The sequence below is a fragment of the Methanobrevibacter sp. genome, assembly GCF_017447225.1.
Classification (GTDB): Archaea; Methanobacteriota; Methanobacteria; order Methanobacteriales; family Methanobacteriaceae; genus Methanocatella.
This window is the reverse complement of sequence record NZ_JAFSNZ010000010.1, coordinates 1-24,113: the sequence shown is the minus strand read 5'-3', so window position 1 is coordinate 24,113 and position 24,113 is coordinate 1. Positions and strand designations below refer to the sequence as shown.

Genomic DNA, 24,113 nt, shown 5'->3' with positions numbered 1-24,113 from the left:
TTTAGGTTCTGATAAAGATTATATTCATGTTGATCATAGTACTAAAGAAGATATTGATGTTGACTATTCTGATGACGATAAGGTTGATTTAGGTTCTGATGATGATTACATCTATGTCGATCATAGTAATGATGAGGAAAGCTCAATTGATTATTCTGAGGAGGACGAACCTCCTGTTGTTGAGGTCAATCCTTTAAAAAATATTTTCTTTGGAGACAGCAAACCTAAAAATCCTAACGGATTAAGTGAATCTAAGTTTTCCGATGCGATTAGAGGTACTTCCAGACTTAACTTAACTAAAGATGAGGTTAAAACGGTTCATGGTGAAATTATTGATGAGGATGTAATTGAACACAGGCCGGCTCCTAAAGATGATGATGTTGTTGAAGTTGAAATAATATCTGGAGATATCAGTAAAGTGGATAATGATGATATTTCTTCCAAAAAAGAAGAATTTAATAATAAAAAAGTAGTATTTAATAAGAATATTGGTGGTGTGTCTGAGATGGAAAGAAAAAGGACTGTCAAACAGGAAGAGTTTAGTCATATAATCGATGAAACTTTTGATAATATTCCTGAAGGTACTCTTGAAGATGAAGATATTTCTAATTTGGCTTCTGCTCTTGTAAATAAGGCATTTGATGATGTAATTTCTGAAGCATTAAATAATAAAGGCAGTCAAAATAATCAAAGTTATAATGAAAACTATCAGAATAATCAGGAGGACATTGAATATAATGATGGTAGTGAAGAAATTACCAGAAATGTCAAGCCCGCATCTACACCGGACGGAGTTACTTATTATAAAGGTATTGATGATGTTAACAGTCCATTAAGAAAGAACAATCTCTACTATGACGGAGACAAAAACAAAAACAAATCAGTTAAGGATTCAATTAAAAGCGGAATAAGGGATATCAAATATATCCGTAAATCTTTGAATGAGATTGAAAATCCAACAGAGGTGGGATATGTTTCCGTTGTTGACAGAACTGAAGAATACGATCCGAACGATTATGTTGAACCGATTCATGATTATGAAGGCGAAGAATATGTTCCTCAGGATGAGGGATTAACATTCGCTGAAAAAGAAGAGCTGAGATATGAAAGAGAACTTCAGATGGAAAAGCTCAAAAAAGAATTGGCCAGTGATGACAATACCATCGTAACTGTTCACGAAGAGGAAAGGCGTGAAGATATAAAAGACCAGGCTTTAGAAGATATTATTCAAATTGCAGATGAAGACTACAAGGAAATCGAAAAGGAAAGATTTAAAAGCAACAATACTTTAAAGGCATTTGATGATAATAAGCTTCCTAAAAGAGGAAAAATTGAAGATGAAATAGTTGAATACAAGTTTGCAAGTGATTTTGGCCTAAATTCACAGGACGATTTATTCAACCAGCCAATTGAAAATGTCTCCAGCTCTGTTAATCAGATAATTAAAGTTGAAGGACCTATTCATGTTGATGAAGTAATCAAAAGGGTTAAGGACAGCTGTCAAATCAAAAGGGCAGGCGCAAAAATGAAAAAGCAAGTTTTAAGAGCTATCAAGGAATCTGAAAACTCTGGAAACATCATTAAAATAGGTAATTTCCTATATGACGCTTCAAGCAATGATGTTGTTATAAGAAAAAGGGTAAAACCTAAAATAGATTTGATTTCAGATGAGGAAATAGCTAAAAATATTGAAACTATCCTGTCACACAAACAGAATGTAACCACTGCCAGTTTGACCAGGGAAGTTTCACGCAACTTCGGTTTCAAATCCACTTCCCGAAAAACTTCCATCAAGATTAAAAGCGTCTTGGATTCAATGATTGCAGACAGCACTGTTAAATTAACAAAGGATATTGTTGAACTTAATTAGGTATTCTGATATGTCTTCAAAAATCAAGTCTCCTGAAAATTTGCCTAAAAATCCCGGTGTTTATATAATGAGAAATGCCGAAGGCGAAATTATTTACATTGGAAAGGCCAAAAACCTTCTTAACAGAGTAAGATCTTATTTTAGGGAGAAATTGGACAGGCCAAAAACTCAGATACTGATGAGTCATTTCGACAGTTTGGAATATATCCTGACTAATTCAGAAAAGGAAGCTTTGATTTTAGAGGCCAATCTGATTAAAAAGCATCATCCGAGATATAATGTTCAGCTGAAGGACGATAAAAGGTATCCTTATGTAAAAATCACCGATGAAAAGTTTCCTCGTTTGGTCATAACAAGAAACATTACCAAAAACGGTGTTTATTATGGTCCTTTCACGGATGTGGGGTCAGTTAAAAGAACAGTTAAATTTTTGAAATCACTATTTAAAATCAGAACCTGCCGCAATATGAACGGCCCCTGTCTCAATGCCCAGATTGATTTGTGCTACGCTCCATGTGACGGAAGAATAAGTGAAGATGAATACGCTGAAATCATAAATAAGATCGATTTGTTTTTCCAGGGCAAATATTCTGTAATCGTTCAAAACCTCAAAAAGGAAATGGCCGAAGCAGCCCAAAAAGAGGAATATGAAAAGGCAGCAGTTTTAAGAGACCAGATTAATTCAATTGAAGAGATTATGGAAAAGCAGTTCGTTGATCTGGTTGATGATGATTTGGATCAGGACGTAATAGCTACTGCACAGGGCAAAAATGATATTGTCGTAATAATAATGCCTGTCAGAAACGGTAAAATCACCGGCCGTGATGACTTTTTAATGAGCGGAAGCGAATATGACTCAACTTCAGAGATATTGTCCGCATTCATACAGCAGTATTACGGATATAACAGACATGTTCCCAAACAGATTCTCTTGCCTGAAGAGATTGATGATAAGGAACTCATCGAGGAGTGGCTTTCTGATTTAAGAGGCAATAAGGTTTATGTTAAGGTACCTCAAAAGGGAGTCAAGCTCAGACTTGTTAAGATGGCTGAGAAAAATGCCGAAATCATAATTCATCAAAAGAAAAAGCTTGAAAACTCTTTAATAGAGCTTAAAAAATATCTGAAGCTTGAGAAATTGCCCCGTGTTATTGAAGGATATGACATAAGTAATATTTCCGGAAAGTTTGCTGTCGGTTCAAAAGTATCATTTAAGGATGCAAAACCCAATAAAAAAATGTATAAGCATTTCAGAATGGAAACTCCAGGACCAAACGATTTTGCAATGATGAAGGAATTGCTGATGCGCCGTTTGAAAATGATAGAAACAGATCCCGAACCCGATTTGATAGTTATTGATGGCGGTAAAGGACAGCTGGGCATGGCATGTGATGTTTTAGAAGAGTTGAACTTGACTCATATTCCGATAATTGGTCTTGCAAAGGAGTTTGAGGAGATTTATCTTCCGAATTCAAGTCGTCCCATCATAATCCCAAAAAATAACAGGGCTCTGCATCTGCTTCAGCAAGTCCGTGATGAATCCCACCGTTTCGCTATCACATATCACAGAAAGCTTAGAAGCAAAAATATCAGCCAGTCCAGTCTTGATGATATTAAAGGCATTGGTAAGAAACGTAAAATCAATCTTTTAAAGGAATTTGGCACTATTGAAAACATTAAAAATGCAAGTTTGGATGAGCTTGCAAATGTTGATGGAATGAGCAAAAAATCTGCTCAAAATGTTTATGATTATTACCATTAATTCAACAAAATAGGGCTTTTTTTGCATTAAATTTAAATATAAGTAATTTTAATAATAATTTTTATAGAATTATTAATAGGTATATATTATGGTAAAATGTCCAAGATGTGGATATGATAATTTGTCATCATCCACATATTGTGTGAACTGTTCCTATATATTATCTGGTTCACCTACAGGTCAGAAAAAAAGTGGGTGGAAAATGGGAACAGCAAAAAAAATACTTCTCATTGTTGGGATAATCGTTATTGCGCTTTTATTATTTTCATTAATTTATAATATTTCTCAACCAAGTAATGAAGAATCATTGAATGTTGTCGTAGCTGACAACAATATTCAAGAGGGTTCTGCTCATCCTTATTCTGTTAAAGTCAATTACAATGGTAGCTGGTATTCCAAATCCGGTGATCCTAATTACCCTGTTGAAAAATCCGGTAATGGACCTATGACCTTTTCGCTTGATAGTGCTTCATGGGATAAAGTATCTGTTTATGTTGAAAAAACAGACGGTTCATCAGACCCGTTAACAGTTCAGCTTTTAAGGAATGGTGAAGTGGTGGGTGAAAATTCAACTAGTGATTCTATAAATCAAGTTACAATTTCATATAGAAGCTAGTTTTCAACCTCGTTGGCTTTCTGATTCAACAATTCAATGAGCTCATCGGTCTTGTAAAGCCTGATTTCTTCAGTTTCAGGTTTGAATATTTTCATGAATGTAATTAAATCGTTGCATAACTGATCGTATTGGATATTTAATGTGTTAAAGTTAGATAGCAGTCCAATTAACTGATCTCTTTCTAATTTTTTATTTTCCCTAGTTATCTTATCTATGTTTGCAAAGTGTGTTTCAATAAGTAATTTGTCATTTTCCAAACTGCTTATATATTCTTGAATTTTATTCTCACAACTCATTTTAATCACTGATAAATATTTTTAAATAGTGTCATTAATATAAATTTGTATTATATAATGGGGCATAATTATGATTAAAGTAGAAAACGTAAGTAAATCATATGAATTAGATGACGGAAACTCTGTAGTAGGTCTTAAAAATGTTAGTTTTGAAGTTAAGGAAGGAGAAATTCTAGGGATCATGGGAAAAAGCGGTTCCGGTAAGACTACACTTTTAAGAGCATTAAGAGGAGTTGAACATATTGATGAAGGAAGCATCACAATAGCTGATGTCAGCATAGATGAAAATTCCTCACAATTCTATTACAATGAGCTTAAAAAAGTAACGGCAATTCACCTTCAGAGGTCTTTCGGTTTATGGCCCGAAACCGTGCGTCAAAATGTTTTAAGAAAATTATATGCACGCCGATATCATGATGAGGGAAGCACCGACTTTGGTGTTGCAGAAAGTGAATTCGGTGAAGAAGCTGACAGAATCCTGGAATTGGTTTCACTTACTCATAAAAAAGACCATTATGCAGCAGTGTTAAGTGGTGGGGAAAAACAAAGATTAATCATAGCTCGTCAACTTGCAAAACAGCCAAAAGCTTTGCTTTTAGACGAACCTGCAACCATGGCATGCCCTAAAACAAAACAAGAAATCCTTGATGCAGTCAAAAATATCAATAAGGAACTGAATATTACTGTAGTTGTGGTTTCCCATTTGCCTGAAGTCCAAAAGTACCTTGCAGACAGAGTAATACTGATGGAAGACGGCGAAATCGTAAAAGAAGGAAACCCTGATGAGATTACTGAAGAATTTATGAGCGGAATGGCTCCAATCGTTGACATTGAAAATATTTCAACCGATGAGGATGTCATTGATGTTAAAGACATTTACAAAAGATTCTATCTCTTGTCAGGAGGAGAAGTACTTCAGATTGAAGACATTAATTTCAAGGTTCAAAAGGAAAATATTTTAAGCTTAATAGGTCCTAGCGGAGCAGGTAAAACAGTTCTGCTTCGTATGCTTGCAGGTCTTGACGATTCCGATAATGGGGATGTCTTGTATCAGGTGGACGGTGAATGGCATGACATTGCTATAGCAGGCCTTGGACGTATGAAAATCCGTTCAAAACTCGGATTCATGCACCAGGAATTTGCTTTAGCGCATTATGCAACTGTTCTTGACCAATTAGCTACTCGTTTAGGATATAAAAACCAGAATATTGTTGATGAAGCTCGTCAAAGAGCAGAAAGATTAGGTCTCGGCGATGAACTTTTGGATTCACTATATTTGCTCACTGATTTACAGGAAAGTGAAGCCAGAGCACGTTTGGAACAGGTCGGACTTGAACCGGATATTTTAGGAGACTTATTCCCTAAATTCCCTGAAACCGCTACCCGTGAAGCAGTGGCGGATATTTTTGAAAGTCTTGATTTGGATTTGGACATTTTACAGAGAAAGTCATATGAATTGTCAGGCGGTCAGAAAGTTCGTGTCATGCTTGCTTTAATATTGGTGTCAAAACCTGAATTCCTCTTATTGGATGAACCTTTCGGTGATTTGGACCCAATCACTCTCAGGACAGTTACCAATTCCCTTAAAAAGATATCCAAGAAATATAATATTACTATTGTAATGATTTCACATAACACAGACTTTATTAAGGAGCTATCCAACAGAGCTCTCTTTATGGATGACGGTAAAATAATTGATGATAGTGAAGATATGGACGAAATCGTTAATAATTTCATTGATTTCTGTCATGCAAGTTATTTAAAGGAGAATGACTAGATGTTTGATGTTATTTGTGTTCCTGTAGACGGATCTGAATATGGATACAAGGCAGCTGATGTGGCCATTGAAATAGCCGAGAAATTCTCATCAAAAATAGCTGCCGTTCATGTTCTGGAAGAATTCTCCTTCAGCAGCTATGATTCAGAAGAGGACAGCGGAGATGCAATATTGGCAAAAATTACGCAAAAAGCCAAGGAACATGGTGTCGAAGTTGTTGAACATCTGTTGACTGCAGATGCATTAAGGGATATGAAATTTATTATTAATCAAACTGGAGCAGATTTGGTTGTAATTCATAGATTCGGTTCTGATAATGAGAGATTTGTTTCATTTGAGGAAAATAGTGTCAGTGATCACCAAATTGGTTCTGTTACAGAAAGACTTTTAAGAAATTCTGATGTTCCAGTTTTACTAATTAATTAATTATTTATTTTTTCTTTTTTTTTCTTTTATCTACATTGTACTAGTTTTAACATATATTTAAATATTATAAAAACATTATTATTAATAACTAAACTTTTTAGTTTGTTTTTTAGAAAGGAGATATTATGATAGTTAAAGAATGGTGTTCATTCTGCGGAGAATGCGCAGGTGTTTGCCCAAGAAATTTAATACAAGTAAGAGAGTATGCTTTAGTGTTTGACGAAGGAGACTGTAAAGATTGCGACACATGTATCAAAGCTTGTCCAATCAATGCTTTAGAAAAAGAGGAATGATTTTATGATTGAAACAGATGTAATTGTAGTAGGTTCAGGACCTGCAGGATCATCCGCAGCAAAACACGCTGCATTAGGTGGAGCAAAAGTAATTTTAATGGATAAAAAATCTGAAATAGGAGCACCAAAAAGATGTGCTGAAGGTGTTTCCATTCAAGGGCTTGAAAAATTAGGCATCAAACCATCCCCACGTTGGATTACTCAAAAAATCGAAGGTGTAAGAATACAAACCCCTGACGGAACAGACATATGGCTGACCGAAGACCAGGTTAAATTGCCTGAAGCAGGTTATATCCTTGAAAGAAAAGTCTTCGATAAACATATGGCAATGGATGCTGCAAGAGCAGGTGCAGAAATTAAAATCAAGACTTTAGTTACAGGCATTGAAAAAATCGATAACGGATACATTGTCGAAACCGAATCCATGGGCAAAAAAATAGATTACAAATGTAAAATATTAATCGCCGCTGACGGTCCTGAAGGACACATTGCAAGATGGGCAGGATTAAAACCAGCTGCAAAAGCGAAAGAAATGGAATCAGGTGTACAATACGAAATGTGTAATGTGGAATTCGAAAAACCTGGTGTCATTGAGTTTTACTTAGGTTCATGCGCTCCTGGAGGATATGTATGGATTTTCCCTAAAGGAGAAGACATTGCAAATGTCGGTTTAGCAATATTACCTCATAAGGCTGAAAAAACAGCTATTGAATATTTGGATGATTTTGTAGCCAAATCTCCATACTTAAAAAACGCTCAGGCAGTTGAATTGAATGTTGGTGGAGACCCAGTTGGCGGAATGACCAAAAAACTTTATGATGATAACATTTTAGTCTGTGGAGATGCAGCAGGCCAAGTTAATCCATTAACCGGTGGAGGAATTATCAGTGGTATGACCGGTGGAATGTGCGCAGGAAAAGTTGCTGCACAGGCTATTAAGGAAGACTGCTCCAAAAAATACTTAAAATTATATGATGAAATGGCACATGCAGAGTTAGACCATGAAATCAAAAGGTATAAAAAAGTACAGGAATACCTGCTTACTTTATCCGATGAAAAGCTAGATGAGCTTGGACATGCATTTGAAGGCGAAAGCTTTGATAAGATTTCAACTACCGAAATCGTTAAAAAGTTAATTAAAGTAGATAAAACAGCATTTCTTAAATTAGGTAAATTTATCTAGGTGTTTTCAGTGATTTTAGTTACCGGTGGTGCTGGATATATTGGTTCACACACCAATAAGGCATTAAATCAAGCGGGATATGAAACTGTTGTCGTCGATAACTTATGCAAGGGTTATGAGACTTTCGTAAAATGGGGAAACTTCGAAGATTATGATTTCGGAAGCGGTGATTTACGTGAAGTTTTTGAAAAATATGATATTGATGGAGTAATACATTTTGCAGCCTTTTCATCTGTTGCAGAATCTGTAGAACTTCCACAAAAATATTTTAAAAACAATTATAAAAACACTCTGAACCTCTTAAAGATAATGAGAGAATTCGGTGTTGATAAATTTATCTTATCATCCACCGCAGCAGTTTACGGCAATCCTGAAAAAATCCCAATTACAGAAGATCAAGAATTAAAACCAATCAATCCATACGGTCATTCCAAGTGGATTACTGAAAAGGCCCTGGAACGTGAAGCCGAAAAAGGTGACTTCAATTACGTTTCATTAAGATACTTTAACGCTGCCGGATGTGATTTCGACTGTGAAGTCGGTGAGCTCCACGATCCCGAAACACATCTGATACCTTTGGTTCTGGATGCGGCTATCGGTAAAAGAGACAGCATATCAATATTCGGAACTGACTATGACACTCCCGACGGCACATGCATTCGTGATTATATTCACGTAAATGACTTGGCCAGTGCACATATTGCGGCTTATGAGTATTTATGTGAAAAAGGAGAATCCAACATTTTCAATTTAGGAAATGGTCAGGGTTATTCCGTCCGTGAAATCATTGACATGTGCAAAAAGGTCACAGGACGTGATTTTGATGTTGAAATAGCTGACCGCCGTGAAGGCGATCCGGATATTTTAATTGCCGATGCATCAAAAATCAGAAACGAATTGGGCTGGCAGCCGAAATATGATTTGGAATGCATTGTCTCATCCGCATGGAAATGGCATCAGAAAATAAATAATATCTAAATAAGGTAGTATTATGGAAAATAACAGTTATAACTCTAAAATTGATGTTAGAATAATTGTATCAAACCTTGATATTGCAGGTTTGGTTTCAAAAGCAGTCGACAGCATTCAGCTTGAAAAGGATTATAATATTGTTGTTTCGTCCATAATTCCAACTACTGATTTTGAAATTGCAAAAAAAGTAGCTGAGGGTGCAGATATTATTCTGATTGGTGGTTATGGTCAGGATGACAACTACAATATGTTATTCAATGACTTGAAGACTGATTTTAACCATATCGGATTATTCGATTACAATAATGTTTTGTTTGAAAGCGAAAACGTAAATGCGGAACTTGCCCAAAAGGAAATATTGAACTCTATAATTAAAGCGACTCTTTCATATTCTTTAAATTTAATTAATATTCATACTCTAGAAAACAAGCTATTGAAAGTAACTCACAATTATAACAATCTTCTTGATGACTATAACAAGCTTATTAAGGAAAACGAAGTTCTCTCAATGGAAAACGCCAACCTGCGTGAGGATATGGATACTCTGAAATCAGATTTTTCCAACTTTAAAAATCGCTTTGAAGATATCCACACCAAGGATTTCCTTGAGATATACAGGTTGGATGAACTTTGGGCTGAAGTTTTCAGGCAAGATTTAACCGATGAAAAAAAGATTATCATCGCTACAAACAAGTTCAAACCGGATAATATCCTTGTAGGTCAAGGTTTCATTGCTGCACAATCAAGAAATCAGGCGATTGACTGGTTAAAAATTATCAAAACTGCTCTAATTTTTGTAGAAGATAATGAAGAAGAATTAAAAGAAGAATTAGGATCAAATCAAGAAAAAAAGACTCCTGAAGCTAGGGATGATTATGATTTGCCTAACACTTTTGAGAACTTCTGGGACTGAAAACATTATTATTTTTATACTAGGTTGAAGAAAAATTATATTATAAATATATGGTGTTTGCAAATGCAAGGTGAGATTGAAGATAAGTGTGGAATTGTGGGAATACATTCTGAAGATACTTCAAAGAATGTTTCTTCTTTTGTTTATTATTGTTTGTATGCTTTACAGCACAGAGGTCAGGAATCTGCTGGAATAGCAACCTATGCTGATGATAAAGGATTAACTTATTATTGCGGTATGGGTTTAATTACCGATGTCTTTAAAGATTATGAAATACATAATCTCTCTGGAAATATGGGTATCGGTCATGTAAGATATTCTACAACCGGACAGTCCAAACTTGAAAATTCACAGCCTTTTGTAACTGATTTTGACAATGGTTTCATTGCCATGGCTCATAATGGTGATATCGTTAACTCCGGTGAGTTAAGGGACGAACTTATAAAGGAAGGTTATGAATTCAAATCAGATTCCGATTCCGAAGTAATCTGTTACATGCTTAAAAATGAATACTTTGACAACGATAAAAATATTATAGATTCCATTGAAGCCGTTTCCCGCAAACTTGTTGGATCATATGCATTGGTGATTTTAGTAAACGGTGATTTGTACGCTGTTCGTGATCCTATGGGAATTAAACCTTTGGCTATTGCAAAAAGGGGAGATGACTATATTCTGGCTTCTGAAACCGTTGCCTTTGATGTAATAAATGCCAAATACATCAGGGATATTGTTCCTGGAGAAATAGTGTATTTTGAAAACAATGAAATTCAAAGTCATATGCTGGAAATTGCTGCCGAATCAAGCTTATCTCACTGTATGTTCGAATATGTATACTTTGCAAGACCAGACAGTACCATTGACGGTATTAATGTTTACCAGACAAGACTAAATATCGGTGAACAGTTACATAAGCTATATCCTATTGATGCTGATGTCGTAATTCCGGTTCCGGATTCATCAATTCCCGCAGCTATAGGATACTCAAGAGCTTCCGGAATACCTTATGGTGAAGGTTTAATCAAAAACAGGTATGTCGGAAGAACTTTTATCATGCCAACTCAAGAGGAACGTGAATTGGCAGTAAGACTCAAATTAAACCCTATTAAAGAAGCTATCAAAGGCAAGAAAATTATTTTGATAGATGACAGTATTGTAAGGGGAACTACTTCTAAAAAATTACTTGATTTGGTCAAAGAATCAGAACCTGCTGAAATCCATTTTCTGGTTGGATGTCCTCCTGTAGTCGCTCCATGTTTCTATGGCGTAGCAATGGCTACCAAAAAAGAACTGATTGCAGCTAATTATTCAATTGATGAAATTCAAGAGCAGCTTGACATCGATACTTTAGGCTATATTACTTTAGATGCTCTGATTGATGCTATCGGAATGTCTGGAGAAGACCTATGTCTGGGATGCTTAAATGAATGTTATCCGACTGAACTTCCTGAGGATATCGAAGCTGAAACTTATTACAAACCTTAAAGGATTAACATGGTCGAACTATTAGCTCCAGCAGGAAATTTCATATCACTACGTGCCGTTTTGGAAAATGGTGCTGATGCAGTTTATTTTGGATTAGATGATTATAACATGCGGGCTAATGCCAAAAACTTTTCTTTAGATGACTTAAGTAAAATTTCAGCAATAGCTCAGGATTATGATGCAAAGACTTATCTCTGCACAAACACTATTTTAAAGGAAGATAAGATTTCTGAACTTGACAGTAACTTGGAAAAGATAGCTGAAAGTGAAATTGACGGACTTATCTTATCGGATATTGGGCTTATTGAAAATACTGTTGCCAACGGACTTGAAGCTCATGTAAGCGTTCAGGAAAATGTCACAAATTCCTACTCATTGAAGACGCTGCACAAGTTAGGTGCCAAAAGGGCTATACTTTCACGTGAACTGTCATTGGATGAAATTGCTGAAATCACTAAAAAATCTCCGATTGAAACTGAAATATTCATTCATGGAGCAATGTGCATGGCAATTTCTGGAAGATGCTTTTTAAGCTATGGTTTATATGGAAGAAGCGCCAACTGCGGTGACTGCCTGCAGCCTTGCCGAAAGAATTGGACATTGACATTCGAAGAATCCCAAAATGATGCGGTTTCAAATACCAGTGACGTTTCAGAGGAATCATTTATAATATCAGAGTCTTATGATGGCAGCTATAGGACAAACTTCTTCTCACCAAAGGACATGTGCCTGATAGAGCATATTCCGGAATTAATGAAATCAGGTGTCAGTTCATTTAAAATTGAAGGACGTGCACGAAGTCCTGATTACGGTGCAATGGTTACTGGAATTTACAGACAGGCAATAGATTCATATGTGGATAATCCTGACGGATATGAAGTCAATCCTCAATGGATGGAAGAGCTGAAAAGTGTATTTAACCGTGGATTTGATACAGGATTTTATTTTGACACGCCATTTGAGACAAGTGAAACCAACCAGTCAAAATACATTAAAAAGGACATTGGACAGGTTGTCAATTACTACAATAAGGTAAAAGTTGCAGAACTTAGAGTATGGGATGATTTGAAAATCGGCGATAGGATAATGATTCAGGGTGAAACTACAGGTTCCGTTACCCATACGATTGATTCAATGCAGATTGATGGCGTTGATGTTAAAAATGTTTCTAAAAACTCCAATGTGGGAGTACTGATGCCGACAAAGGTTAGAAAAAACGATTTTGTTTATAAGTTAATTGAGAGGTCACAACAATGATTAAAAAAATTGCTATTTATGGAAAAGGTGGGATTGGAAAAAGTACGACTGTGGCTAATTTATCCGCTACATGGGCCAGTGAAGATTTGAAATGCCTTGTTATCGGTTGTGATCCAAAAGCAGACACCACACGTACATTATACGGCAGGAGAATCCCAACTGTTGTAAACACCTTAAAAAACAACAGAAACCCCGAAAAGGAAGATCTGGTATTTGAAGGTTTTAAAAATACTTTATGTGTTGAAAGCGGAGGTCCCGAACCTGGTGTTGGATGTGCCGGACGTGGTGTCATTGTAGCTATGAAAAGGCTTGAGAAAATGGACATATTCGATGAGGATTTGGATGTTGTTGTCTATGACGTTTTAGGTGATGTTGTATGCGGAGGATTTTCAGTTCCATTAAGGGAAAAGTATGCTGATGAAGTATTAATTGTGACTTCAGGCGAATACATGTCACTTTATGCGGCAAACAATATTGTTCGTGGTGTCAAAAAGCTTAAGGGCAATTTAAGTGGTATCATCTGCAACTGCAGAAATGTTGAAAATGAGGAAGAAATTGTCAATGAATTTGCCAAAAAAATAGGCACACATGTTATTGGTACAATCCATAGAAGCAACTTAATTCAGGATGCTGAATTAGATGCAAAAACCGTTGTAGAAAAATACCCTGAAAGTGATGAAGCATTAGAATACTCAAACCTTGCTTCAAATATTATGAACAATGAAAATGTTTCCATTCCTGAGCCTATGGATGACGAGGAATTTGAGGAATTTTTTAAATCTTTTATCTAGATGGATATGAAAAAACTATACATTTTTGATTTTGACGGAACACTGTTCGACACGGTTCATGATGTTGTCATATACCTGAATGAGGCATTGTCAGTTAACAATTTTCCAACACTGTCTGATAGCGAATATGTTGAAAGGTTGGGTGGAAATATCAATGAAATCGTTTCACTGGTGTTAAAAGATCAAAACACTCCTGAAAACATCGAGCTTATCAAAAATACTTATCAGCCGTTATATGATGATTCTCCTAAAGATAAAAGCGTTCCATTTGAAGGAATCATGCAACTGCTCGTGAAGCTTCAGGATAATGGTGCGTTGCTTGCAATAAACTCAAACAGGACAACGGAATCCATAAAGCATTTCACAGAAAAATTCTTTAAAGACATTGACTTTCTCTTAATTGAAGGTCATAATGAAAATTATCCGTCAAAACCAAGCCCGATTGGAGTTAAAAGGATTATTAATAAAGCTAATGTTAATTTGGATGAGGCAATCTATATTGGAGACTCTATAACTGACATTAAAACTGCTCAAAATGCCGGAGTTGACTGCGTGATTGTAAAATGGGGATATGGCTTCGATGATGCATACCAGCATGACTATCCTGTAGCTATTGTCGATGATGTTTCACAATTATATGACTTGTTGAAACATTAACTATTTTTAATCCAAAAATCAATTAATAATTATGTTATTCGTACACTATCCAAGATGCTCAACTTGTAAAAAAGCTAAAAAATGGTTAGAAGAAAATAACCTTGAATTCGAAGAAAAAGATATTGTTGAAGATAATCCTAATTTTGAAGAGCTGAAAGAATGGTTTGAAAAAAGCGAATTGCCTTTAAAAAGATTTTTCAACACAAGCGGAATGAAATACCGTGAACTTAAATTAAAGGATAAACTTCCGGATATGTCAGAAGAAGAACAGCTGGAATTACTTGCAACTGACGGAATGCTTATAAAAAGACCGATAATCGTTACGGATGATGTGGTTTTAACAGGTTTTAAAGTAAAAGAATGGGAAGAAAAGTTACTATAAAAGAGTTTGTTCAAAAACTTTTTTTAACTCTTTTTTATCATTTTCATCGTAATATCTGTTGTTAATGTCTGTTGTTAATGTAAACATTGCCAGTTCATATAATACTTTGTTTAATGCCAATCCTTTTTCTGTGAGTCTGTATTCGATTCCTTCGTTTGTTTCACGAGAAATTAAACCGTTTTCTTCCATTTCCTTGAGGCAGTTGCTTAAAACTTTGTTGGAAAGATTAGGTTTTCCTTCCTTGAATTCATTGAATCTTTTTTTGCCAAAAAACATATCTCTTATTATTTGAATAACCCATTTTCTGTTAATATGTTCCATAGCTACTTCAATTGGACAAATTAATGCTTTTTCTTCACTTTCCATTTAAATTCCCCTATTCTTAAAATAATTTATATAAATTGATATTAATTAATTTTAAGTTACCTGGGGGTAACTTAACGAAAATGGTTACTTTAAAGTAACTTAATTTTTATATACTCATTTAATTAAAATTTAAATTAAATAAAAGTAAAATTCTTTTATTAAAAATTGAAGGAGAAATTTAAATGTTTAAATTAAACTCATGGAATGAAAATGAAACATATTTTAGTTCTAAAATTGCACAAAATGTAATTTCAACCGCATGCGGATCTGATGTTGTTGCTTCTGCTTGTGGTAGTGATGTGAATACTGCTTGTGGTTCTGATGTTGTTGCTTCTGCTTGTGGTAGTGATGTGAATACTGCTTGTGGTTCTGATGTTGTTGCTTCTGCTTGTGGTTCTGATGTTGTTGCTTCTGCTTGTGGTAGTGATGTGAATACTGCTTGTGGTTCTGATGTTGTTGCTTCTGCTTGTGGTAGTGATATTAACACCGCTTGTGGTTCTGATGTTAAATTCTAAGATTAATTAAATAATCTTTTTTATTTCTTTTTTTTGGAGAGTGTTTCTCATGGCTGATTTTTTTGCTTTTCAATGGCATATACTTGACGATTGTGATCAAAGGTGTAAGCACTGTTATATCTTTTCTGAAGATAATAATAAGGAATTAGTAACGATGAGCTATGACCAAATGGAGCATGTTCTGGACAACTGTATGGAAATGTGTGAAAAAACCAACCGCACACCATATTTTTCCATTACTGGTGGAGACCCTATTTTACATCCGAATTTTTGGGATTTGCTTGAAAAACTTCATGAAAATGAACTTCATTATAATATAATGGGAAATCCGTTTCATTTAACTCCTGAAGTATGCACTAAGCTTAATGAATTGGGATGCAGGCAATACCAACTTTCCTTGGATGGATTAAGAAAAACTCATGATTATTTCAGAAAACCAGGATCTTATGATTCAACACTAAAAGCTGTTAAAACCTTACAGGATGCTGGTGTAAGGGCAAGCATCATGACAACTGTTTCCAAAACGAATATTTCAGAAATTACTGGCATTATTGATGAAGTTGTCAAAAATGATGTTGGGCTTTTCAGCTTTGCAAGATACTGTCCAACAAGCTTTGAAAAAACTGCTCAGATGACTCCTGAAGAGTATAAAAACTTACTGGAAGATATTTGGCAAAAATATCAGGAATATCATGATTCAAATACTTTTTTCACTTTAAAAGACCATTTGTGGACATTATTCTTATATGAAAAAAGCATTTTCAAAATACCTTCAGATTTAAAGGATGATGTAATATACGACGGATGCAATTGCGGAAACAGTCATTTGACGATTCTTCCCACGGGAGATGTTTTTGCATGTCGCAGAATGGACAGTAAAGTAGGAAATGCTTTAAATGAGCGAATTTTCGATATTTTCACTGGAGAAAAGATGAATGAATATCGACGTTTTGAAGACTTTGAAAAATGCAGCAAATGTGAATTGTTGAGATTTTGCAGGGGATGTCCTGCAGTCAGCTATGGATATACTCACAATATGTATTCACCAGACCCGCAATGCTGGAAGGAAGTGTGATGATAATGAAAGCTGTTGTTTTAAAAAATACCTGTAAAGCAGAGGATTTAAAAGTTAGTGAAGTTGATATACCTCAAGTTAAAGATGATTGGGTTTTGGTTAAAGTTATAGGATTCGGAATTAACCGTTCTGAAGTAATCTTAAGAGATTATGAAGCCGATGAAGACTATATCAACCTGCCGGTAATTCCTGGAATCGAATGTGTCGGCGAAATAGTTGATGAGTCCAACACTGATTTTTCAAAAGGAGATAAAATCGTGGCATTAATGGGAGGTATGGGAAGATCATTTGATGGCAGCTATGCAGAGTATGCATTGCTTCCTAAGAAAAATGTTTTCAAAATTCCCGATGAGGCTTTCAATCAATTGACAATTGAAGAGATAATAGCTGTTCCCGAAACATACTTTACATCATACGGTTCAATTTCTACTTTAAATTTAACTAAAGAAGATACACTGCTCATCAGAGGTGCAACCAGTGCAACAGGCCTAACTGTAATGCAATTGGCAAGTGCAATAGGATGCAGAATAATAGCTACTTCAAGAGATGAAAAAAGATTTGAAAAACTTAAAAAATATGGTGCAGATGAATGCGTTGTTGATAATGGAGACCTGTCAAGCCAAATTTCATGTAACAAAGTATTGGAGCTGATTGGACCTAAAACCTTAGCCGATTCATTGAACTTGCTTGAAGAAGATGGAATCTGCTGTGTAACAGGAGTCCTAGGAGGAATCGAATATCTAAATGATTTTGACCCGATTAAATATTTATATAATAAGTATCTGACTTCATTTTTTTCCAATTTCCCGACTCAGAAGATAATTGATGAGATTTTTGATTTCATCATTGAAAATGACATTAAACCGGCAATTGGGAAGGTTTTCACGTCACTGGAAGACATTCCAAAAGCCCATTTGCTGATGGAAAGCAATAACGCACAGGGAAAAATAATATTTCGATTAATATGATAACTAAAGAAGAATGTTTTAAACAATTGAGAGATGTAATAGATGCAGTCTTATCGACTGTTGATGAAAAAGGTAATCCTCAGTCAAGAATCATTGATATAATGCATATTGAGGACGAAAAGATATACTTTTTGACCGGCCGTGGAAAGCATGTATATCAGGAAATCATGAATCATCCTAAAGTTTCCTACCTTTCACTTAAGGATAATAAGTCTATTAGAATTTCCGGTGAAGCCCGTAAACTGGATGACCAGAAATACTGGATTGATTTGATGTTTGATGAAAACAAGTTCCTCAATAATGTCTATCCTGGTCAGGCACGCTATATTCTGGAGCCATTTTGTATTGAAAACTATGAGATGGAATTTTTTGACCTGACACAAAAGCCGATTTTCAGAAAAACATTCACCATTGGAAATGCCAGGAAAACTCCGAAAGGTTTTATTATCGGTGATAATTGTGTTGCCTGCGGAACGTGCAAGGGCGTTTGTCCACAGGGTATTCCTATCGAAGGGGAAAAGTATGAAATTCCACAGGAGCACTGTCTGCACTGCGGCAGATGCTTTGAAAAGTGTCCTGTTAAAAATATTGAGAAAATTAAATAGCTTTTTTTAAATTTTTAAGGGGATTTAATCAAAAATCCCCTTTCACATCAAAACAACCTCTAAAACTATTTTTTGGGAATATTTGATTAGGGAGGGGGGTTGAGACATATATCGGTTGCTTTGATTAAGTGATCCTACATTTGCGTAGTATCAATACAGCAGCTGGTGCTGATTTTTGTAGTGTCGATGCAGCAGCTTGTATTGATGTCGCTTCCGCATGGTCCACTCACTATGTTTTGTGCAATTTTCGAGGATTCAAACTCCTGGTTTTCGTTCCATGAATTCAATTTGTACATGCTTTTCACCTCATTAAGTAATTCGAAAGTCCTAGAATACTAAAACTTTCAATTAAAACTTCTGTATTTATCTTATAAATCATTTTGGTAACCTTTTAGTTACCCTAAAATAACGATAACTTTATATACTATAAAAAAGCCTATATGTATTACTAGGAGGAAAATCGAAAATGAATACTTATAGCAAATGTCCAATCGAGCTTGTAGTGAGATTGATCAAAAAGAAATGGGTAGTGCAAATCCTCAGGGATTTGTTTTTCGGCAAAAGCAGATTTTCAGAATTCAAAAAGGACAAGCCTTCCCTATCCAACAAGGTTTTAAGCAACTGCCTCAAATCAATGGAAAAGGACGGTCTGATTCAGAGAATCTCAGACAGATATGAACGTGACGTAGAATATATTTTAACCAAAAAAGGCCAGGCATTAAACAAAATCATATATGAAATGGCAATGTTTAGTATCGATGAGGATATGGGAGATACTAAATTCAATGACGAGACCAAAGGAAAGATGAAAAGCAGTTTCAAGGACAAACTGCTCTTTAAGAATTAATTTTATTCATAATCTTTTGATTATGAAAACTCTTTTTTTTTCAATAACTTTGATATATGTTAAGGTAGCATAGATAGTAGTATGCATCCACATGAAGTTGACGTAAAAATCAGAAATCTGAATAGAGTAAATACATTTAAAGGTGCCGAATCATTATTGATAGAGCTTAAGAACTATTCCGTTAAATATACGCCGGATCAGATGTCCAGAATATGTTTCGCTGCCATTACCAACGAACAGATTTATAAATGCTATAACTGCAAAGCTCATCTGAAGGTAATCCTGAAGAAAAATGAAAAAAATCTTGATGAGGCCCAATACAGGGAAGTTCTAAGCAAGATTGATGGATAATTTAATTAATATCATTACTCTAAATATATTAGTATGACTAATGATGATTTGGACAGATTGAAATTGGAGTTGGAATGTGAGAAGTTCCGTCTGATGTCATTTCAGCTAGATAATTTGCTTGAGGAATATGATAAGCTAATTGAACTAAGGCAATCCATTCAGCTGAAGTTTTTTACTGCATTGGAAAATGTCAAAAAGAACGGTATTCCAGTTGAACAGGACTATGAACGCTGGGAAAAAATTAGGACCTCTGAAAGGGACGGCTGGAATGAAGAAATCGATTTAATAGCTGATTTGAAATATGATGTGGATGATAATCTGAAATTATTGGACAACACCAAAATGAGAAGAATTCTAATCGATGATGAATTAGATGAAAAAGACTGATTTTAGGATTAACTTTAAAAAATAGGAAATTCATAAGTATATAGTGATAAAATATTTTAAGGGGACAAAAATTGCTAGATATAAAATTGTTCAGAGAAAATCCGGAAATAATCATTGACTCTGAAAAGAAAAGATTCAGAAGCACTGAAAATTTTGAAAAAGTAGTGGAATATGATAACCTGTGGAGAGAAGGCGAAAGAAAATTAAACTCTCTAAGATCTGAAAAAAACAAATTATCCAAATCATTCAAAAAAGCCAAAGAAGAAGGCAATTTGGAAGAAGTAATCAAAAGATCCAAAGAAGTCGCAGCAGAAATCAAGGAATTAAGTTCCAAAAACGAAGAGTATCTCAAGCTCAGGGATGACTACAGATACAAAGTCGGAAACATAATTGACGAGGACGTTCCGATTTCAGACACTGAAGATGACAATGTAGTGGTAAGAACATTCGGTGAAATCCCTGAATACGACTTCGAACTCTTAAATCACGTTGACCTAATCAATAAAATTGACGGAGCAGACCTTGAAACTGCAGCAAGCATTGCAGGAGCTCGTTTTTACTATTTAAAAAGAGATATCCTCCATTTAAACTTGGCATTAATCCAATTTGCCCTTGAAGAGCTTGAAGCTGAAGGATATGTTCCGATGCAGACACCGTTCTTTGTAAAAGGTGAAGTTGCAGCCGAAACATCCGAGCTAGGAGAATTCGAAGAGACATTATACAAAGTCGAAAACGAAGATATGTATTTGATTGCGACTGCAGAGCAGACCCTGGCAGCGCTTCACAGAAACCAGATCATATCTCCTGACGAATTGCCGTTAAGATACTGTGCACTGTCAACATGTTTCAGAAAAGAGGCAGGTTCACACGGAAAAGATACCTTGGGAATATTCAGGGTTCACCAGTTTGAAAAGATTGAACAGTTCATCTATTCCGCTCCAGAAGATTCAAGAAACCAGCATGACCATCTCCTGGAAGTCACAGAAAGAATCTATCAGAAATTGGGCCTCCCATATCAGGTAATAGCTATTGTATCATCTGCTTTAAACGATAATGCGGCTATAAAATATGATTTGGAAGCATGGTTCCCAGGTTCCGGTGCATTCAGGGAACTGGTTTCATGTACCAACTGTAAAGACTATCAGGCAAGAAAAACAAAAACCCGTATCGGAAGAGCAGGTTCCGGAGATGCTCAGATATTACACACCCTAAACAGTACAGCTATTGCAACAGAAAGAACAATGTGCTGTATTTTAGAAAACTATCAGCAGCCTGACGGCAGTGTAAAAGTTCCTGAAGTGTTAGTCCCTTACATGAATGGAAAAACAGTTATTGAAGCTAAAAAATAGCTTTAATAATACTTCTTTTTTTAAAAAAATAGTTAAAAAAGTTTATTTTTAAAATAAACTTTTAAATTAATGTTCATTATTTGTTGGAATAAATGGTATTATTGCTTCAGCCAGTTTGGCTATAGGCATGGTTTGTATCCATACTTTTCCAGGTCCTCTTAATGTAGCCAGGAACAGTCCTTCACCACCAAATAAAAGGTTTTTAGCACCTTTCACCCTTTCAATATCAAAATCAACTGATTCATCCATTGCAGCGATGTGTCCCTGGTCAACAAACAGTTTTTCTCCAGGCTGCAGGTCATATTCAATTACTTCTCCGTCGATTTCCAGAAATGCAATTCCGTTTCCTGAGAATTTCTGAAGAATGAATCCTTCTCCACCGAATATTCCTGCTCCAAGTTTCTTTCTGAAGTGCATGTCAATTTCAACGCCTTCTTCTGCAGCTAAAAATGAGCTTTTCTGACCTATTATTGAATTTGTTCCGTCCAATCTGATAGGGATGATTTTTCCAGGACAGTATGATGCAAATCCTATTTCCGCACCGTCTTCTTCTGCTGTAAAGAAATTTAGGAAAATTGAATCTCCTGCAAGTGCTCTTCCAAGCCCTTTTAAAAGACCTCCGCCAGTATTGGTATCCATCTTGACATCTGATGTCATATAGGCCATTGCTCCGCTTTCATCCTTCATTGTTTCTCCCTTTTGTAGTTTGCAAACTACCATTGGAAATGCTCCGCCTCTAATTTCATATTCCATAGTTTCACCTTAAATTATATTTTTGTTAATATCGCTTAAAAACATTTCATTTTTTTTCTGAATTCCTCAATTCATTATGGATAGATTCTTCAATCTTTTTAGAGTTGATGTTTTTATGTTAAGTTAATTTTTATGATATGCTTTTGTATTGGTGTAATGTTCCTGTTAAAAATGTTTTAAATTAATCTTAATAGATTGAGTCATGACTAAATTTTTGTCTATTGTTGATTTTTCATCGAGTTATTGTATACTTTTTTTTAACTAAATTTTGTTCATTCTGACATTTTATATTGTATAATTTTTTGCGGTGAAATCATTTTCATATGGTCTTTTTCCAATGATTTTTTGATAAATTTTTTCAGTTAGTGATTGGAGTGAAATTAATTTTTTATTCTTATTTTTTCCAGAATTATGATGCTATTTCAGTTTACTGTAGATTTTATTTTTCATCTACAATATATTTTTGGAGGATATTGTTATAAAATATTCTACAAATACTGAATATCGTTCATTATAATATATTATTTTTAAACATTTAGTTTATATAGGATTTTTTAAAAAATTATTTATATTCTTTAATTTATTGATTGGATAAAGAATTTGTACTAAAAAAGTTAATTGAGGTTAAAAATGGAAAATAAACATAAAATAATTATTATATGTCTTGTATTATGTTTTATTCTTTCTATTCAATCTATAAGTGCTGTTAAGATTGATACATCTCAAAATATAGAAAATGAAACTGATATCATATCGGTATCTGAAGAAAGTTTGGACATGATGGAAATTTCAGACAATGATGATAAGCTTGGAGATATCGAAGCTCCGGGTGGATCATTTACTGACTTAAAAAATATTCTTATTTCGGCAAGTGATGGGGATACGATTTATCTGACAGGAGATTATACATTTATTGAAGGTACTGATGATGATTATGGTGATTATTTTGCTCATAATGCTTTTGCCAAGTCAATTACATTAGATGGTCAAGGACATACACTTGACGGGTCAAATAAATCTTCAATATTGATTTTAAGCAATAAGGATACTCATGATAAATATATTACTATAAAGAATACCATATTTAAAAATGCATACAATAGTGATGGTTCCGATTCATTTACTGGCGGAGCATTGAGATTAGTCGGTAACGGAACAGTTGAAAATTGTACTTTTATTCATAATGTTGCTCCACGTGCAGGTGCAATATATTGGGGTTACGCTCACGATGTAACTATTAATAATTGTAAATTTTACGAAAATGAAGCTACCGGTGCTGGTGGTGGAGCTATCAGGATTAGAAATGATATGATGAATGTAGTTGTTTCTAATTCCCTTTTTGTAAATAATACAGCCAATACTTATGCTGGTGCGGTTCATTTTTCAAGTACTCAAGGGTCTAATACTAACTCCATTCATAATTGTACTTTCATAGATAATTTCGCTAAAGAGGGTGGTGGAGCAGCTCAAATTCAAGCTCCGAATTGTGTTGTATCTGATTCAAGATTTATAAATAACACTGCTAATGATACTGATGGCGGAGCAATCTATTGGGATGGTCTAACCGGTGAAGTAAGAAACTCCAATTTCACAAATAACACTGCAAAAAGAAATGGTGGTGCCATATTTGTTGAGAAAAAAGGTCTAACTACCCATATAATAAATTCAAATTTTACATATAACGCTGCTTCACAGGATGGCGGTGCTGTCTATTGGGATGGTTCAGATGGTTCTATAGAACAGTCTAATTTTATAAATAATAAAGCTGCTGATGAAGGAGGAGCAATATTCTGTTCAGGAAATTCATCTACTGTCACAGGCTCCAAATTCATAAATAACAACGCTAGCCATGGTGGTGCTATCAGATGGGAAAACACAATTGATGGAAAAATTTTGGGTTCAAATTTCGTCAATAACCGCGCTAGCGTCAATGCAGGAGCGATATCCTGGATGAACAGTACCCGTGGATTAATCAGTATTGCATATTTTGAAAATAACCATGCTGGTGACCGTGGTGGTGCTATCAGATGGTCAGGTACGAATGGTACTATTCAATGGGCATACTTTGTTGGAAATGATGCCGGAAATTATGGTGGGGCAATTTCCTGGGCGGAAGTTGCTGACAACGGTCAGATTCACAATGTAGATTTCATCGCAAACAGCGTTAAAAATGAAGGCGGATATGGTGGTGCAATCTATTGGGACCACAGTAACAAC

General features: G+C 35.1%; 27 protein-coding genes. 23 read left to right on the top strand and 4 right to left on the bottom strand.

Going from position 1 to position 24,113, the window contains the following annotated elements:
• The 3 genes from IJQ68_RS00825 to IJQ68_RS00815 form a co-directional block, all read left to right on the top strand.
• The coding region (locus tag IJQ68_RS00825) for a DUF3320 domain-containing protein (RefSeq protein WP_292795704.1) at positions 1 to 1,870 on the top strand (1,870 nt) is incomplete at its 5' end.
• Between the two features lie 10 nt (positions 1,871 to 1,880).
• Positions 1,881 to 3,632: an excinuclease ABC subunit UvrC gene (uvrC, locus tag IJQ68_RS00820; RefSeq protein ID WP_292795702.1), complete on the top strand. Its 1,752-nt coding sequence runs from the start codon at positions 1,881 to 1,883 to the stop codon at positions 3,630 to 3,632.
• Between the two features lie 88 nt (positions 3,633 to 3,720).
• Positions 3,721 to 4,248, top strand: coding sequence for a zinc ribbon domain-containing protein (locus IJQ68_RS00815; RefSeq protein ID WP_292795699.1), 528 nt, complete (start codon positions 3,721 to 3,723; stop codon positions 4,246 to 4,248).
• Here IJQ68_RS00815 and IJQ68_RS00810 read toward each other — a convergent pair.
• Positions 4,245 to 4,544: a hypothetical protein gene (locus tag IJQ68_RS00810; protein ID WP_292795696.1), complete on the bottom strand. Its 300-nt coding sequence runs from the start codon at positions 4,542 to 4,544 to the stop codon at positions 4,245 to 4,247. The genes IJQ68_RS00815 and IJQ68_RS00810 overlap by 4 nt on opposite strands.
• Before the next feature lie 70 nt (positions 4,545 to 4,614).
• Here IJQ68_RS00810 and IJQ68_RS00805 point away from each other — a divergent pair, with 70 nt between their 5' ends.
• The 11 genes from IJQ68_RS00805 to IJQ68_RS00755 all read left to right on the top strand — a co-directional run bounded on the left by IJQ68_RS00805 (position 4,615) and on the right by IJQ68_RS00755 (position 14,680).
• Complete coding sequence (locus IJQ68_RS00805; protein WP_292795693.1) at positions 4,615 to 6,321, top strand: ATP-binding cassette domain-containing protein; 1,707 nt, start codon at positions 4,615 to 4,617, stop codon at positions 6,319 to 6,321.
• Positions 6,322 to 6,747: a universal stress protein gene (locus IJQ68_RS00800; RefSeq protein ID WP_292795690.1), complete on the top strand. Its 426-nt coding sequence runs from the start codon at positions 6,322 to 6,324 to the stop codon at positions 6,745 to 6,747.
• Positions 6,748 to 6,872: 125 nt separating this feature from the next.
• Positions 6,873 to 7,040: a 4Fe-4S binding protein gene (locus IJQ68_RS00795; protein ID WP_292795688.1), complete on the top strand. Its 168-nt coding sequence runs from the start codon at positions 6,873 to 6,875 to the stop codon at positions 7,038 to 7,040.
• A 4-nt stretch (positions 7,041 to 7,044) separates the two neighbouring features.
• On the top strand, positions 7,045 to 8,223 hold the full coding sequence (locus IJQ68_RS00790) for an NAD(P)/FAD-dependent oxidoreductase (protein ID WP_292795685.1): 1,179 nt from the start codon (positions 7,045 to 7,047) through the stop codon (positions 8,221 to 8,223).
• Positions 8,224 to 8,232: 9 nt separating this feature from the next.
• Positions 8,233 to 9,201 (top strand): UDP-glucose 4-epimerase GalE, encoded by a 969-nt coding sequence (gene galE, locus IJQ68_RS00785; protein ID WP_292795682.1) that lies wholly within the window; start codon positions 8,233 to 8,235, stop codon positions 9,199 to 9,201.
• A 13-nt stretch (positions 9,202 to 9,214) separates the two neighbouring features.
• On the top strand, positions 9,215 to 10,108 hold the full coding sequence (locus tag IJQ68_RS00780) for a hypothetical protein (RefSeq protein ID WP_292795679.1): 894 nt from the start codon (positions 9,215 to 9,217) through the stop codon (positions 10,106 to 10,108).
• A 63-nt stretch (positions 10,109 to 10,171) separates the two neighbouring features.
• A complete protein-coding gene (purF, locus tag IJQ68_RS00775) occupies positions 10,172 to 11,593 on the top strand; it encodes an amidophosphoribosyltransferase (RefSeq protein WP_292795676.1) in 1,422 nt (473 codons plus the stop codon).
• A 9-nt stretch (positions 11,594 to 11,602) separates the two neighbouring features.
• A complete protein-coding gene (locus IJQ68_RS00770) occupies positions 11,603 to 12,850 on the top strand; it encodes a peptidase U32 family protein (protein ID WP_292795673.1) in 1,248 nt (415 codons plus the stop codon).
• Positions 12,847 to 13,641, top strand: coding sequence for a Ni-sirohydrochlorin a,c-diamide reductive cyclase ATP-dependent reductase subunit (gene cfbC / locus IJQ68_RS00765; RefSeq protein ID WP_292795671.1), 795 nt, complete (start codon positions 12,847 to 12,849; stop codon positions 13,639 to 13,641). Before IJQ68_RS00770 ends, cfbC begins: the two co-directional genes overlap by 4 nt.
• Positions 13,642 to 14,298 (top strand): HAD family hydrolase, encoded by a 657-nt coding sequence (locus tag IJQ68_RS00760; RefSeq protein WP_292795668.1) that lies wholly within the window; start codon positions 13,642 to 13,644, stop codon positions 14,296 to 14,298. It begins immediately after the preceding gene.
• A 31-nt stretch (positions 14,299 to 14,329) separates the two neighbouring features.
• Positions 14,330 to 14,680, top strand: a complete 351-nt coding sequence (locus IJQ68_RS00755; RefSeq protein WP_292795666.1) for an arsenate reductase family protein — start codon at positions 14,330 to 14,332, stop codon at positions 14,678 to 14,680.
• On the opposite strand, the gene IJQ68_RS00750 is transcribed toward IJQ68_RS00755, so the two are convergent.
• On the bottom strand, positions 14,675 to 15,046 hold the full coding sequence (locus IJQ68_RS00750) for a helix-turn-helix domain-containing protein (protein WP_292795663.1): 372 nt from the start codon (positions 15,044 to 15,046) through the stop codon (positions 14,675 to 14,677). The genes IJQ68_RS00755 and IJQ68_RS00750 overlap by 6 nt on opposite strands.
• A gap of 182 nt (positions 15,047 to 15,228) precedes the next feature.
• On the opposite strand from IJQ68_RS00750, the gene IJQ68_RS00745 reads away from it, so the two are divergent.
• Genes IJQ68_RS00745 through IJQ68_RS00730 form a run of 4 tightly spaced genes read left to right on the top strand, consistent with a single transcriptional unit; the run spans position 15,229 to position 18,209 of the window.
• A complete protein-coding gene (locus IJQ68_RS00745; RefSeq protein WP_292795660.1) occupies positions 15,229 to 15,561 on the top strand; it encodes a hypothetical protein in 333 nt (110 codons plus the stop codon).
• Positions 15,562 to 15,610: 49 nt separating this feature from the next.
• Positions 15,611 to 16,636 (top strand): radical SAM/SPASM domain protein, ACGX system, encoded by a 1,026-nt coding sequence (acgM, locus tag IJQ68_RS00740; protein WP_292795657.1) that lies wholly within the window; start codon positions 15,611 to 15,613, stop codon positions 16,634 to 16,636.
• Positions 16,636 to 17,604, top strand: coding sequence for a zinc-binding dehydrogenase (locus tag IJQ68_RS00735; protein WP_292795654.1), 969 nt, complete (start codon positions 16,636 to 16,638; stop codon positions 17,602 to 17,604). The genes acgM and IJQ68_RS00735 overlap by 1 nt, the downstream gene beginning before the upstream one ends.
• Complete coding sequence (locus IJQ68_RS00730; protein ID WP_292795652.1) at positions 17,601 to 18,209, top strand: pyridoxamine 5'-phosphate oxidase family protein; 609 nt, start codon at positions 17,601 to 17,603, stop codon at positions 18,207 to 18,209. The genes IJQ68_RS00735 and IJQ68_RS00730 overlap by 4 nt, the downstream gene beginning before the upstream one ends.
• Positions 18,210 to 18,343: 134 nt before the next feature.
• On the opposite strand, the gene IJQ68_RS00725 is transcribed toward IJQ68_RS00730, so the two are convergent.
• Positions 18,344 to 18,505 (bottom strand): hypothetical protein, encoded by a 162-nt coding sequence (locus tag IJQ68_RS00725; protein WP_292795649.1) that lies wholly within the window; start codon positions 18,503 to 18,505, stop codon positions 18,344 to 18,346.
• Positions 18,506 to 18,675: 170 nt separating this feature from the next.
• Here IJQ68_RS00725 and IJQ68_RS00720 point away from each other — a divergent pair, with 170 nt between their 5' ends.
• From IJQ68_RS00720 to serS, 4 genes are all read left to right on the top strand, one after another.
• Positions 18,676 to 19,056 (top strand): helix-turn-helix domain-containing protein, encoded by a 381-nt coding sequence (locus IJQ68_RS00720; protein ID WP_292795646.1) that lies wholly within the window; start codon positions 18,676 to 18,678, stop codon positions 19,054 to 19,056.
• An 81-nt stretch (positions 19,057 to 19,137) separates the two neighbouring features.
• Positions 19,138 to 19,407 carry a hypothetical protein gene (locus tag IJQ68_RS00715; RefSeq protein ID WP_292795643.1) on the top strand — a complete coding sequence of 90 codons (270 nt, stop codon included), beginning with the start codon at positions 19,138 to 19,140 and terminating at the stop codon, positions 19,405 to 19,407.
• A gap of 33 nt (positions 19,408 to 19,440) precedes the next feature.
• A complete protein-coding gene (locus IJQ68_RS00710; RefSeq protein WP_292795641.1) occupies positions 19,441 to 19,794 on the top strand; it encodes a hypothetical protein in 354 nt (117 codons plus the stop codon).
• 71 nt (positions 19,795 to 19,865) lie between these two features.
• Complete coding sequence (gene serS / locus IJQ68_RS00705) at positions 19,866 to 21,143, top strand: serine--tRNA ligase (protein WP_292795639.1); 1,278 nt, start codon at positions 19,866 to 19,868, stop codon at positions 21,141 to 21,143.
• Between the two features lie 66 nt (positions 21,144 to 21,209).
• On the opposite strand, the gene IJQ68_RS00700 is transcribed toward serS, so the two are convergent.
• Positions 21,210 to 21,896, bottom strand: coding sequence for a TIGR00266 family protein (locus tag IJQ68_RS00700; RefSeq protein ID WP_292795637.1), 687 nt, complete (start codon positions 21,894 to 21,896; stop codon positions 21,210 to 21,212).
• 630 nt (positions 21,897 to 22,526) lie between these two features.
• Here IJQ68_RS00700 and IJQ68_RS00695 point away from each other — a divergent pair.
• Positions 22,527 to 24,113, top strand: a 1,587-nt coding sequence (locus IJQ68_RS00695) for a hypothetical protein (protein WP_394355660.1), incomplete at its 3' end; no start/stop codon positions are given.

Coding starts and splice junctions, on each gene's coding strand:
- uvrC (WP_292795702.1), top strand. CDS start 1,881: ATGTCTTCAAAAATCAAGTCTCCTGAAAATTTGCCTAAAAATCCCGGT.
- IJQ68_RS00815 (WP_292795699.1), top strand. CDS start 3,721: ATGGTAAAATGTCCAAGATGTGGATATGATAATTTGTCATCATCCACA.
- IJQ68_RS00810 (WP_292795696.1), bottom strand. CDS start 4,544: ATGAGTTGTGAGAATAAAATTCAAGAATATATAAGCAGTTTGGAAAAT.
- IJQ68_RS00805 (WP_292795693.1), top strand. CDS start 4,615: ATGATTAAAGTAGAAAACGTAAGTAAATCATATGAATTAGATGACGGA.
- IJQ68_RS00800 (WP_292795690.1), top strand. CDS start 6,322: ATGTTTGATGTTATTTGTGTTCCTGTAGACGGATCTGAATATGGATAC.
- IJQ68_RS00795 (WP_292795688.1), top strand. CDS start 6,873: ATGATAGTTAAAGAATGGTGTTCATTCTGCGGAGAATGCGCAGGTGTT.
- IJQ68_RS00790 (WP_292795685.1), top strand. CDS start 7,045: ATGATTGAAACAGATGTAATTGTAGTAGGTTCAGGACCTGCAGGATCA.
- IJQ68_RS00780 (WP_292795679.1), top strand. CDS start 9,215: ATGGAAAATAACAGTTATAACTCTAAAATTGATGTTAGAATAATTGTA.
- purF (WP_292795676.1), top strand. CDS start 10,172: ATGCAAGGTGAGATTGAAGATAAGTGTGGAATTGTGGGAATACATTCT.
- IJQ68_RS00770 (WP_292795673.1), top strand. CDS start 11,603: ATGGTCGAACTATTAGCTCCAGCAGGAAATTTCATATCACTACGTGCC.
- cfbC (WP_292795671.1), top strand. CDS start 12,847: ATGATTAAAAAAATTGCTATTTATGGAAAAGGTGGGATTGGAAAAAGT.
- IJQ68_RS00760 (WP_292795668.1), top strand. CDS start 13,642: ATGGATATGAAAAAACTATACATTTTTGATTTTGACGGAACACTGTTC.
- IJQ68_RS00755 (WP_292795666.1), top strand. CDS start 14,330: ATGTTATTCGTACACTATCCAAGATGCTCAACTTGTAAAAAAGCTAAA.
- IJQ68_RS00750 (WP_292795663.1), bottom strand. CDS start 15,046: ATGGAAAGTGAAGAAAAAGCATTAATTTGTCCAATTGAAGTAGCTATG.
- IJQ68_RS00745 (WP_292795660.1), top strand. CDS start 15,229: ATGTTTAAATTAAACTCATGGAATGAAAATGAAACATATTTTAGTTCT.
- acgM (WP_292795657.1), top strand. CDS start 15,611: ATGGCTGATTTTTTTGCTTTTCAATGGCATATACTTGACGATTGTGAT.
- IJQ68_RS00735 (WP_292795654.1), top strand. CDS start 16,636: ATGATAATGAAAGCTGTTGTTTTAAAAAATACCTGTAAAGCAGAGGAT.
- IJQ68_RS00730 (WP_292795652.1), top strand. CDS start 17,601: ATGATAACTAAAGAAGAATGTTTTAAACAATTGAGAGATGTAATAGAT.
- IJQ68_RS00725 (WP_292795649.1), bottom strand. CDS start 18,505: ATGTACAAATTGAATTCATGGAACGAAAACCAGGAGTTTGAATCCTCG.
- IJQ68_RS00720 (WP_292795646.1), top strand. CDS start 18,676: ATGAATACTTATAGCAAATGTCCAATCGAGCTTGTAGTGAGATTGATC.
- IJQ68_RS00715 (WP_292795643.1), top strand. CDS start 19,138: ATGCATCCACATGAAGTTGACGTAAAAATCAGAAATCTGAATAGAGTA.
- IJQ68_RS00710 (WP_292795641.1), top strand. CDS start 19,441: ATGACTAATGATGATTTGGACAGATTGAAATTGGAGTTGGAATGTGAG.
- IJQ68_RS00700 (WP_292795637.1), bottom strand. CDS start 21,896: ATGGAATATGAAATTAGAGGCGGAGCATTTCCAATGGTAGTTTGCAAA.